Source organism: Faecalibacterium longum (genome assembly GCF_040094125.1).
Taxonomy (GTDB): domain Bacteria; phylum Bacillota; class Clostridia; order Oscillospirales; family Ruminococcaceae; genus Faecalibacterium; species Faecalibacterium longum.
Genome location: NZ_JBBNIH010000063.1, coordinates 1 through 10,328, shown reverse-complemented (window position 1 = coordinate 10,328; position 10,328 = coordinate 1). Strand labels below are relative to the sequence as shown.

Sequence of the window (10,328 nt, the reverse complement as noted above, 5' to 3'; positions counted from 1 at the left end):
GCAAGACGCAAGCAAAGCGCTGCGGATGCTGGGTGCCGCAACCCGGGCAGTGGCATTGCGAAGCAATGCCGGAGAGGTTATTCCTTATTATTACTCTCATTGTATCAGAACCCCCTCCCCATTTCCACCGATTTTCCGCCTTTTCGCACTCTCCGGCCCCAAAAGTCCGACAAAGGGCGGGGAGAGTGTGGAAATTTTGCAAAAAACTTTTCTTTTTCATTTTTACCCGATATAATAGAGGTTGTTTTTCGAACCACCGGCAAAATACCGGTCTACCAACAGGAGGGAATTCTTTTGAAGCGTATTTTCACCAAGGCACTCTGCCTTGTCTGCGCCGGCGCTCTGGCGCTGAGCCTCGCTGCCTGCGGCGGCAAGGCCGACAGTGCTGCATCCAGCACGGCATCTTCTTCCGCACTCGGCAGCGCGTCCGACTACGACTACCAGAACTTCAACTACAGCGATGGTCTGGATGAGAAAGGCTACTGGGAGGGCATCCGCGCTCTGGACTATGTGACCCTGCCCGAAGACTTTGCATCCGTCGCCATCAAGCGCTCGGACGTCGAGCCCACCAGCGAGGAAGTGGAGGAGCAGATCAGCGATCTGCTGAGCCAGTATTCCTCCACCGAGCACATCACCGACCGCGCTGCCGCCGACGGCGACACCGTGAACATCAACTATGTCGGCTCTGTGAACAACGTGGAGTTCACCGGCGGCAGCGCCGAGAACTACGATTTGACGCTGGGCAGCGGCACGTTCATCGACGGCTTTGAAGACCAGATCATCGGCCACAAGCCCGGCGAGACCTTCGACGTCAACGTCACCTTCCCCGACGGCTACAGCGATTCCACCGACGCCAACGGCAATGCTGTGAAGCTCAGCGGCCAGAAAGCCGTCTTTACCGTGACCCTCAACTACATCAGCGAAAGCGTCCTGCCCGAGCTCACCGACAGCTGGGTGGCCAGCACCTTCGGCATCTCCAACAACATCTACACCGTGGAGGCCCTGCGCGCCTACTATCAGGATCAGCTCTACACCTCCAACCTCAACACCGCCGTCATGGACGATCTGCTGGAAAACTCCACCTTCAAGTCCATCCCTCAGCAGGTGATGGATTATCAGGTCAACCAGTGCCTGAACTACTACAGCACGCTGGCGGGCTACTACGGCTATGACCTCGACGGCCTCGTCCAGAATCTGCTGGGCTACGAGAACACCGACGCCATGCTGGCCCACCTCGAGAGCAATCTGGAAGACTACTCCAAGGAAGCTCTGCTCTATCAGGCCGTGGCCGAGTCTCTGGACATCGCCCCCACTCAGGAGCAGATCGACACCTACTCCGCCTATGCGGACACCTACGGCCAGAACTACTGCACCATGGTGGCCCTGATGGACGCTGTCACCAGCACGCTGACCAGCGGCGCGGTCGTTTCCTGATCCGATCTGCACATAAGAAAATCCCTGCCGATGGCAGGGATTTTCTTTTGCTCATCATTCAGATAACATAGTCGTTGCCTGCCTCATCGGGTGCGGCGAGGTCGGCAAGGGTGATCTTTCCAAAGTAGTCCTCAATGAGGTCATCGAGGCCCTTCCACATATCATACGTGCGGCAGCTGCTCATCCGGGGGCAGGATGCCGCGCCCTGTGCAAGACAGCTCACCGGTGCAAGGCTTCCCTCGGTAAGAGTCAGGATCTCACCCACGGTGTACTGGTCGGGCTCGCGGGTCAGACGATAGCCGCCGCCCTTGCCGCGCAGGCCCTCGAGGAAGCCGTTCTGCACCAGAACCTTGAGGATGTTTTCGAGGTATTTTTCGGAGATCTCCTGCCGGGCGGCGACCTCTTTCAGCGGGACATATTTTTCAGAGCGGTGCTCAGCCAAATCTATCATCACACGCAGCGCATAGCGCCCCTTGGTGGAAACGATCATAGACATTCCTTTCTCTTCTTTCCTGTTATTATTGTGATACAGCCGGGTCAGCTGCGGAACACGCCTCCGTTCATTTTAACCTATTATACAACAGGGTTTATAACTTTTCAATCAGAAATTTTCGATTTCTCATTGACAACTGCCCCAAAGGAGGCTATAATACAGCCAAACCCACAAATCACATTGGTTTAACGGGAATATGAGGGACATCGAGACGACGCCGGCTTTATCCGGTGCAGCCGGGCGCATCGCCCGCAATAGGGAGGTTTACTATTATGAGCAAGATCTATACTTCCGCAGACCAGCTGATCGGCCACACCCCGCTGCTGGAGCTGACCCATATCGAGAAGGATGCAGACCTTTCTGCCAAGCTTCTGGCAAAGCTGGAATACTTCAACCCCGCCGGCTCCGTCAAGGACCGTATCGCCAAGGCCATGATCGATGACGCCGAGGCTTCCGGCAAGCTCAAGCCCGGCTCCGTCATCATCGAGCCCACCTCCGGCAACACCGGCATCGGTCTGGCTGCCGTGGCAGCTGCCAAGGGCTACCGCATCATCATCGTGATGCCCGAGACCATGAGCGTCGAGCGCCGCCAGCTGATGAAGGCTTACGGCGCAGAGCTGGTGCTGAGCGAGGGTGCCAAGGGCATGAAGGGTGCTATCGCCAAGGCCGACGAGCTGGCAAAAGAGATCCCCAACTCCTTCATCCCCGGCCAGTTCGTCAACCCGGCCAACCCCAAGGCTCATATCGCCACCACCGGCCCTGAGATCTGGGACGACACCGACGGCAAGGTTGACATCTTTGTAGCCGGCGTCGGCACCGGCGGCACCATCACCGGTGTGGGCCAGTACCTCAAGAGCAAGAATCCCGGCGTCAAGGTCGTGGCCGTCGAGCCCGCTACCTCCCCTGTCCTGAGCAAGGGTACCGCCGGTGCGCACAAGATCCAGGGCATCGGCGCAGGCTTCGTCCCCGACGTGCTGGACACCAAGGTCTACGACGAGATCATCACCGTCGAAAATGACGACGCCTTTGCCACCGGCCGCCTGATCGGCCATAAGGAAGGCGTTCTGGTGGGCATCTCTTCCGGTGCTGCTGTCTGGGCTGCCATCCAGCTGGCAAAGCGTCCCGAGAACGCAGGCAAGAACATCGTCGTCCTGCTGCCCGACACCGGCGACCGTTATCTGTCCACCCCGCTGTTTGCTGAATGATTCTCTCATTCCTTCCGCCCCTGCTGTGGCTTTTCGCCCGGCAGGGGCTTTTTGTTTGCCTTCGTGAGACGATATGGTGTGATTTTTTTCATTTTTGCAAACTTTTTGTGAATCCGAGGCTCTTCCGGGTTTTGCCTATTGACATTGCAGCGTGTTTGGAGTATATTTTTAGCAGTCGATGAGTAAGAGTGCTAAATCAACAGAATGTAATCTCTCATCCGACATCAGATCTCAACTTCCGGTATGAATGGAGGCTTGACTTTATGAATACCAGTCAATATACCCAGAAGACCCTTGAGGCTCTGCAGGCTGCGCAGCAGCTGGCTGTGGAGTATCAGCATAATGCACTGGAGCCGGAGCATCTGCTCCACGCTCTGGCGACACAGGAGCAGGGCCTTATCCCCCAGCTGCTCCAGAAACTGAATGTGGACGCAGGCAGCTTCTCCGCCGCTGTGGCCGAAAAGCTTTCCGCAATGCCCCGGGTGTCCGGCTCTGGCCGTGACCCCGACAAGGTCTATATCTCGCAGGCCACCGACAAGGTGCTGAGCGCCGCCGCCCGCGAGGCCAAGGCCATGAAGGACGACTACGTCAGCGTCGAGCATATCTTCCTCGCCCTGCTGGACGAGCAGACCCAGAACACCTCCGAGCTGTTCCGCGCCTTTAGCATCACGAAGGATAAGTTCTTACAGCAGCTCACCGCCGTGCGCGGCAACCAGCGCGTGACCAACGACAACCCCGAGGACACCTACAATGCCCTGCAGAAGTATGGTCAGGACCTCGTTGACCTGGCCCGCAAGCAGAAGCTGGACCCCGTCATTGGCCGTGACCAGGAAATTCGAAATGTCATCCGCATCCTGTCCCGTAAAACGAAGAACAACCCCTGCCTCATCGGTGAGCCGGGCGTCGGCAAGACGGCCATCGCCGAGGGTCTGGCCCAGCGTATCGTCCGGGGCGATGTGCCGGAAAACCTGAAAGACCGTACCGTGTTCAGCTTGGACATGGGTGCTCTGGTGGCTGGCGCAAAGTACCGCGGCGAGTTCGAGGAGCGTTTGAAGAGCGTCCTGAATGAGGTGAAGAAGAGCGAGGGCAAGATCATCCTCTTCATTGATGAGCTGCACACCATCGTGGGTGCCGGCAAGACCGACGGCGCAATGGATGCCGGCAATCTGCTGAAACCCATGCTGGCTCGCGGCGAGCTGCACTGCATCGGCGCGACCACGCTGGACGAGTACCGCCAGTATATCGAGAAAGACCCCGCTCTGGAGCGCCGCTTCCAGCCGGTTCAGGTGGATGAGCCTACTGTGGAAGACACCATCTCCATCCTGCGCGGCCTGAAAGAGCGGTACGAGGTGTTCCACGGCGTGAAGATCAGCGATAACGCATTGATTGCCGCCGCCACCCTCTCTGACCGCTATATCACCGACCGCTTCCTCCCCGATAAGGCCATTGACCTCGTGGATGAAGCCTGCGCCATGATAAAGACCGAGATGGACAGTATGCCCAGCGAGATGGACGACCTCGCCCACCGCATCACCCAGCTGCAGATCGAGCAGGTCAGCCTGAAAAAGGAGACCGACGCTCTGAGTCAGAGCCGTCTGCGCGACCTCGAAAAAGAGCTGGCCGAGCTGCAGGATAAGTTCCACAGCATGAAGGCAAAGTGGGAAAACGAGAAGAATGCCATCGGCAAGGTGCAGTCTCTGCGCGAGCAGATCGAGCAGACCAACGCCGCCATCGAGAAGGCACAGCGCGAATACGATCTGAACAAGGCCGCTGAGCTGAAATACGGCAAGCTGCCTCAGCTGCAGAAACAGCTGGAAGAAGAAGAGAAGATCGCCGCCGCCAAGAAGGAAGACAGCCTGCTGCGCGACCGCGTGACCGACGAGGAGATCGCCCGCATCGTGGCCCGCTGGACCGGCATCCCCGTGGAGAAGCTGGTGGAGGGTGAGCGCGAGAAGCTGCTGCATCTGGACGATGTGCTCCACAAGAGAGTCATCGGCCAGGATGAGGCCGTCACCAAGGTGAGCGAAGCCATCCTGCGCAGCCGCGCCGGCATCGCAAACCCCAACCGCCCGATTGGCAGCTTCCTCTTCCTCGGCCCCACCGGCGTCGGCAAGACCGAGCTGGCAAAAGCTCTGGCACAGGCTCTGTTCGACGACGAGCGGAACATGGTGCGTATCGACATGACCGAGTATATGGAGAAGTTCAGCGTCAGCCGCCTGATCGGCGCGCCTCCGGGATACGTCGGTTATGAAGAGGGCGGCCAGCTGACCGAGGCCGTCCGCCGCAAACCCTACAGCGTCGTGCTGTTCGATGAGGTGGAAAAGGCTCACCCCGACGTCTTCAACATCCTGCTGCAGGTGCTGGACGATGGCCGCATCACCGACAGTCAGGGCCGCACGGTGGACTTCAAGAACACCGTCATCATCCTGACCTCCAACCTCGGCAGTGACATCATCCTGAACGACCTGGAGCAGCGCCGCGCCGAGGGCTCCAACGAGCTGAGCGAGGACGCCCGCAAGCAGATCGATCTGCTGCTGAAGAGCAAATTCCGTCCCGAGTTCCTGAACCGTCTGGACGAGATCGTCTACTACAAGAGCCTCACCAAGGACGAGACCCGCAAGATCGTGGACCTGCAGCTCGAAGATCTGCGCAAGCGGATGGACGAGGGCAAGCACCTCAAGCTGGACGTCACCACGGCTGCCAAGGACTTCATCATTGATTCCTCTTATGACAGCGTCTACGGCGCACGTCCCATCAAGCGGTTCATCCAGAGCCGTGTGGAGACGCTCATCGCAAAGGCCATCATTCAGGGCAGCTACACCGAGGGCGCGACCCTGACGGTGGACTACGACGGCACGGGCCTTGTGCTCCGCTGAAAACCGCAGACTTTTTACCTATTTTATCCCTCCTCCTGACCGGAACGCTTGCACCGGCGGGTGGAATATGATATTATAGGCGTTGAACAAAGTGCTTTTCATCGTCGAAGGCAACGGTGGAAAGCACTTTTTGGTTAACATATTATTATAAGAAAGTAGAGTTGAGCAACCTTTATTATGGACGATGGCAGTATAACGCTCTTGGTGGCGCTGATCGTTTTGATCGCGTTTTCCGCATTCTTCTCCGCCTCCGAGACCGCATTTTCTTCCCTGAACCAGATACGCCTGAAAAGCCGCGCTGAGGAAGGCGACACTTCCGCCGCCCGGGTGCTGGCGATGGCCGAGAAGTACGACAAGCTTCTCTCCTCCATCCTCGTCGGCAACAACATCGTGAATATCGCCGCCGCTTCCATCGGCACCGTCCTCTTTACCAAGTGGCTGGGTGCAGAGCGGGGCGCCACCACCTCCACCATCGTGCTGACGGTAGTCGTCCTCATCTTCGGCGAAGTGACTCCCAAGACCCTCGCCAAGGAGATGCCCGAGACCATCGCAACCGCTGTATCGCCGGTGCTGAACCTGCTGATGACCCTCCTCACCCCGCTGACCTGGCTGTTCAGCCAGTGGAAGAAGCTGCTGGGACGCTTCGTCCACAGCAGTGAGAGCGACGCCATCACCGAAGGTGAGCTCATCACCATGGTGAGCGAAGCCGAGAACGACGGTGAGCTCACCGACCGGGAAAGCCAGCTCATCCGCAGCGCCATCGAGTTCGACGACGTGGAGGTGGAAGAGATCCTGACGCCCCGTGTAGACGTGGTGGCCGTGGAGGACGATATTTCGCTGGAAGAGCTTGCGCAGACGTTCGCGGAATCCGGCTATTCCCGCCTGCCCGTCTATCACGACACCGTTGACAACATCATCGGCGTCGTCCATGAGAAGGATTTCTACATCGCCCGTCTGAAAAAGTCCGTCACGATGGAGGACCTCATCGCTCCCACCCTCTACACCACCGGCTCCACCCAGATCTCCCAGCTGCTGCGCACCCTGCGGGAGCAGCACCATCACATGGCAGTCGTCGTGGACGAATACGGCGGCACCGAGGGCATCATCACCCTCGAGGACATTCTGGAAGAGCTTGTGGGCGAGATCTGGGACGAACACGACGAGGCCACTGAGGACTTCCGCCAGCAGTCGGACGGCAGCTGGCTCGTGTCCGGCTCGGCCAGCGTGGACGACCTTTACGAGACGCTGGACCTGCCCGAGGATGAAGACATCGACTCCAACACCGTAAACGGCCTCGTGCAGGAAAAGACCCACCATCTGCCCAAGGTGGGCGATCATTTCCAGCTGAACGACTACGAGGGCGTCGTGACCCGCACGGCCCGCCGCCGCGTCACCGAAGTCCGGTTCACCCACACCGCACCTGCCCCGCAGGACGACGAAAAGGACAAAGACAAACGCTTTTCCCGTCTGGCGCAGCGCACCGAGGGCCGATAACACTCTATAACACAAAAAAATCCTCTCCCGATGGGAGAGGATTTTTTGATCCGGCTATTACTGCTTTTTCCAGCGGCGCATGATACCCATGCCCAGCGCATAGGGGCCGGTATGGACCGCGATGGTGCAGCCGATCTGCAGCAGGCCCACCTCGCACTGTGCGGCGGGGTACTTGGCACGCAGGGCGGCACGGGTCTGCATCCAGAGCCGTTTGCCCTCTTCTTCATCGTAGCCGTAGCCCACGATGATGCGGTAGTCGTCGGGCGTGCCGCCGTTGGCGTCCAGATAGTTCATCATCTGCTCAAGGGCCTTCTCAAAGCTCTTCTGACGGCCCCGGGCCACACCGCCCGAGAAGATCTCGCCGTCTTTGAAGAGTATCATCGGCTTGATGCCCAGGAAGTTCGCCGCCCGGCCAGAGACTTTGCCGATGCGTCCGCCCTTGATGAGGTAATCGAGGTTGCCCACCGTGAAGAAGATGTTGTTGGTGGATTTTTCCGCTTCCAGCCAGGTCACCGCCTCGTCCAGCGTGCAGCCTGCGTCGCGGATGGCCACAGCGTTCTCCACCATAGTCGCCTCAGTGACAGTAGCCGCTGCCGAGTCCATCACCTCGATCTTCGCGTCGGGGTAGTCCTCGAGCACCAGCTCCCGGGCGTTGCGGGCGCTGCCCACGCAGCCGCTCATCTTGCCGGTGAAGCAGAGGCAGAGGGTGGGGCGGCCGGCCTCAGCCTGACGGCGGAACACCTCCTCGAAATCCTCGATGGAGGCAAGGCTGGTCTTGGGGTAGGCAGAGGGGTTGTCCACCATGAACTGGTAGAAATCCCGCACAGCGATCTCCTTGCCCTCCTTGCGGTAGTGCTCACCGTCCAGCGAAACATAGAACGGCACGATCTCCACGCCTATCTTCTGCGCCATTTCCGGCGTAAAGTCACAGGCGCTGTCGGCGATGATGTCAAACATTAGCGGCATCCTTCTTTCCGGTGAATTCAGGGTTTAGACCACGTGGTGGATGTATGCCTCACGCTCTGCGCCCACAGAGATATAGGTGATCTTGCAGCCCACGGCCTTTTCCAGATACTCGACGTAGTTCTGGGCCTCCTTGGGCAGGTCTTCCCACTTGCGGGCGGCGGTGATGTCGCAGTGCCAGCCGGGCAGATACTCCACCACCGGCTGTGCGGTGTCCAGAGCCTCGCCCATGGGGAAGCGGGTGGTGGTGGTGCCGTCGCTCAGTTTGTAAGCAGTGACCATGGGGATCTTCTCCATGTAGTCCAGCACGTCCAGCAGGGTCAGGGCGACCTCGTCGCAGCCCTGGCAGAAGACGCCGTAGCGGCTTGCCACCAGGTCGATGGGGCCGACGCGGCGGGGACGGCCGGTAGCAGCGCCGTACTCGTGGCCGGCCTCACGCAGAGCGTGCTTCTCTTCCTCGGTCATGGCCAGCTCAGTGACAAAGGGGCCGTCGCCGACGCAGGAGGAATAAGCCTTCATGACGCCGACGGAGTTGGTCAGCTTGTGGCCCGGGATGCCTGCGCCGATAGGGGCGTAAGCGCCGATGGTGTTGGAGGAAGTGGTGTAGGGATAGATGCCGAAGTCGATGTCGCGCAGAGCGCCCAGCTGGGCCTCGAACAGCACCTTCTTGCCGGCGGCATCGGCGTCAGCCAGATACTGGCCCACATCGCAGATGTAGTCCTTGAAGATGGCGGCATACTTCTCCAGCCATGCCCACATCTCATCCACGCTGATGGGAGCGGCGTTGTAGCTGCCCTCCATGACGAGGTTCTTGGAGTCCACCATGGTGACCAGGCGCTTCTTGACGGAGTCGTCCAGATGCAGCAGGTCGCCCATGCGGAGGGTCTTCTTCATGTACTTGTCACCGTAAGTGTAGGCGATGCCGCGCTTGGTGGAGCCGAACTGTGCGCCGGTCTTGGACAGACGTGCCTCTTCCAGACCGTCCTGATCGACATGGTAGGGCATGGTGATGGTGGCGCGGTCAGAGATCTTCAGGTTGGCAGGGGTGATGGAGATACCCTGCTCGCGCAGCTTGTTGATCTCACCGTCCAGATGGTGGGGGTCGATGACCATACCGTTGCCCATCACGCAGACAACATTGGGACGGAGGATACCGGAGGGCAGCAGGTTCAGCACGAACTTGCCCCGCTCGTTCTTGACGGTATGACCAGCATTGTTGCCGCCCTGATAGCGTGCAACAATATCGTACTCCTGGCTGATCAGGTCGACCATGCGGCCCTTGCCCTCATCGCCCCAGTTGATACCCGTAATTGCAGTAAGCATAATAAATGACCTCTTTATTATTTTTCAAAAGGCGGCCTTTTCCGCGCACCCTGCCCGGGATACGCCGCCTTGGGAAACTTGTTTTCTGCCGCGCAGCTCCTGCCGGAGCACGCAACAGTTCGAGTATAAGTATAGCACTCTTTCGCCCACAAAAAAAGAGGAAAAAGCGGTTTTGTACGACTTTTTCCTCCCGGTTCAGTTCTTTTTGCTCACTCTGTGGATGGTTCCGTCCGGCTCCTTGATGGAGGTGCGCTCCAGCTGGGCGCGAAGGCTGGACTTCATGTCCTCGATATACTCCTTGCGCAGAGCCTGCTGCTCGGCTTTTTCGGCCTCCGTCAGGCCGGTGGTCTTGCTCTTGTGTGCCAGCTCATTGATGCGGGCTATCTTTTCTTTGGTCATCGAAGTTTTCCTCCGTTTGTGGTATAATTAGAAAAATACTCAACCTCTCCGTCACGGCTGACGCCGTGCCACTGCCCGGGTTGCGGCTCCCAGCATCTGCTTCGGCCCTTGGTGCGGGCCTCGCATCCTGCTGGCCGCGGC

At 58.9% G+C, this 10,328-nt stretch carries 9 protein-coding genes; 5 read left to right on the top strand and 4 right to left on the bottom strand.

From position 1 onward, the window contains the following. Both AAAU26_RS01255 and AAAU26_RS01250 read left to right on the top strand, forming a co-directional pair. The coding region (locus AAAU26_RS01255; RefSeq protein WP_227619707.1) for a hypothetical protein at window positions 1-235 on the top strand (235 nt) is incomplete at its 5' end. A 59-nt stretch (window positions 236-294) separates the two neighbouring features. Further along, complete coding sequence (locus tag AAAU26_RS01250; RefSeq protein WP_227619706.1) at window positions 295-1,434, top strand: trigger factor; 1,140 nt, start codon at window positions 295-297, stop codon at window positions 1,432-1,434. A gap of 58 nt (window positions 1,435-1,492) precedes the next feature. Here AAAU26_RS01250 and AAAU26_RS01245 read toward each other — a convergent pair whose 3' ends face one another. After that, window positions 1,493-1,924 (bottom strand): RrF2 family transcriptional regulator, encoded by a 432-nt coding sequence (locus AAAU26_RS01245; protein WP_158403455.1) that lies wholly within the window; start codon window positions 1,922-1,924, stop codon window positions 1,493-1,495. 275 nt (window positions 1,925-2,199) lie between these two features. Here AAAU26_RS01245 and cysK point away from each other — a divergent pair, with 275 nt between their 5' ends. The 3 genes from cysK (at window position 2,200) to AAAU26_RS01230 (ending at window position 7,502) form a co-directional block, all read left to right on the top strand. After that, window positions 2,200-3,132, top strand: coding sequence for a cysteine synthase A (gene cysK, locus AAAU26_RS01240; RefSeq protein WP_207677572.1), 933 nt, complete (start codon window positions 2,200-2,202; stop codon window positions 3,130-3,132). Window positions 3,133-3,395: 263 nt separating this feature from the next. Beyond that, entirely contained in the window at window positions 3,396-6,008 is a 2,613-nt protein-coding gene (gene clpB, locus AAAU26_RS01235; protein ID WP_227619705.1) for an ATP-dependent chaperone ClpB, read from the top strand. A 177-nt stretch (window positions 6,009-6,185) separates the two neighbouring features. Next, window positions 6,186-7,502 (top strand): HlyC/CorC family transporter, encoded by a 1,317-nt coding sequence (locus AAAU26_RS01230; RefSeq protein WP_227619704.1) that lies wholly within the window; start codon window positions 6,186-6,188, stop codon window positions 7,500-7,502. Window positions 7,503-7,559: 57 nt separating this feature from the next. Here the strand turns inward: AAAU26_RS01230 and AAAU26_RS01225 are convergent, their stop codons facing one another. The 3 genes from AAAU26_RS01225 to AAAU26_RS01215 form a co-directional block, all read right to left on the bottom strand. Beyond that, the gene (locus tag AAAU26_RS01225) at window positions 7,560-8,459 is read right to left on the bottom strand and encodes a DegV family protein (protein ID WP_227619703.1); all 900 of its coding nucleotides are present in this window, start codon (window positions 8,457-8,459) and stop codon (window positions 7,560-7,562) included. 33 nt (window positions 8,460-8,492) lie between these two features. Then, the gene (locus AAAU26_RS01220; RefSeq protein WP_158395979.1) at window positions 8,493-9,788 is read right to left on the bottom strand and encodes an adenylosuccinate synthase; all 1,296 of its coding nucleotides are present in this window, start codon (window positions 9,786-9,788) and stop codon (window positions 8,493-8,495) included. Between the two features lie 195 nt (window positions 9,789-9,983). Further along, window positions 9,984-10,187, bottom strand: coding sequence for a DUF896 domain-containing protein (locus AAAU26_RS01215; RefSeq protein WP_158395977.1), 204 nt, complete (start codon window positions 10,185-10,187; stop codon window positions 9,984-9,986). Window positions 10,188-10,328 lie beyond the last annotated feature (141 nt).

What these genes read in the sequence shown, in the direction of transcription:
- AAAU26_RS01230 (WP_227619704.1), top strand. Translation starts at nt 6,186, where the DNA reads ATGGACGATGGCAGTATAACGCTCTTGGTGGCGCTGATCGTTTTGATC.
- clpB (WP_227619705.1), top strand. Translation starts at nt 3,396, where the DNA reads ATGAATACCAGTCAATATACCCAGAAGACCCTTGAGGCTCTGCAGGCT.
- AAAU26_RS01245 (WP_158403455.1), bottom strand. Translation starts at nt 1,924, where the DNA reads ATGATCGTTTCCACCAAGGGGCGCTATGCGCTGCGTGTGATGATAGAT.
- AAAU26_RS01225 (WP_227619703.1), bottom strand. Translation starts at nt 8,459, where the DNA reads ATGTTTGACATCATCGCCGACAGCGCCTGTGACTTTACGCCGGAAATG.
- cysK (WP_207677572.1), top strand. Translation starts at nt 2,200, where the DNA reads ATGAGCAAGATCTATACTTCCGCAGACCAGCTGATCGGCCACACCCCG.
- AAAU26_RS01220 (WP_158395979.1), bottom strand. Translation starts at nt 9,788, where the DNA reads ATGCTTACTGCAATTACGGGTATCAACTGGGGCGATGAGGGCAAGGGC.
- AAAU26_RS01215 (WP_158395977.1), bottom strand. Translation starts at nt 10,187, where the DNA reads ATGACCAAAGAAAAGATAGCCCGCATCAATGAGCTGGCACACAAGAGC.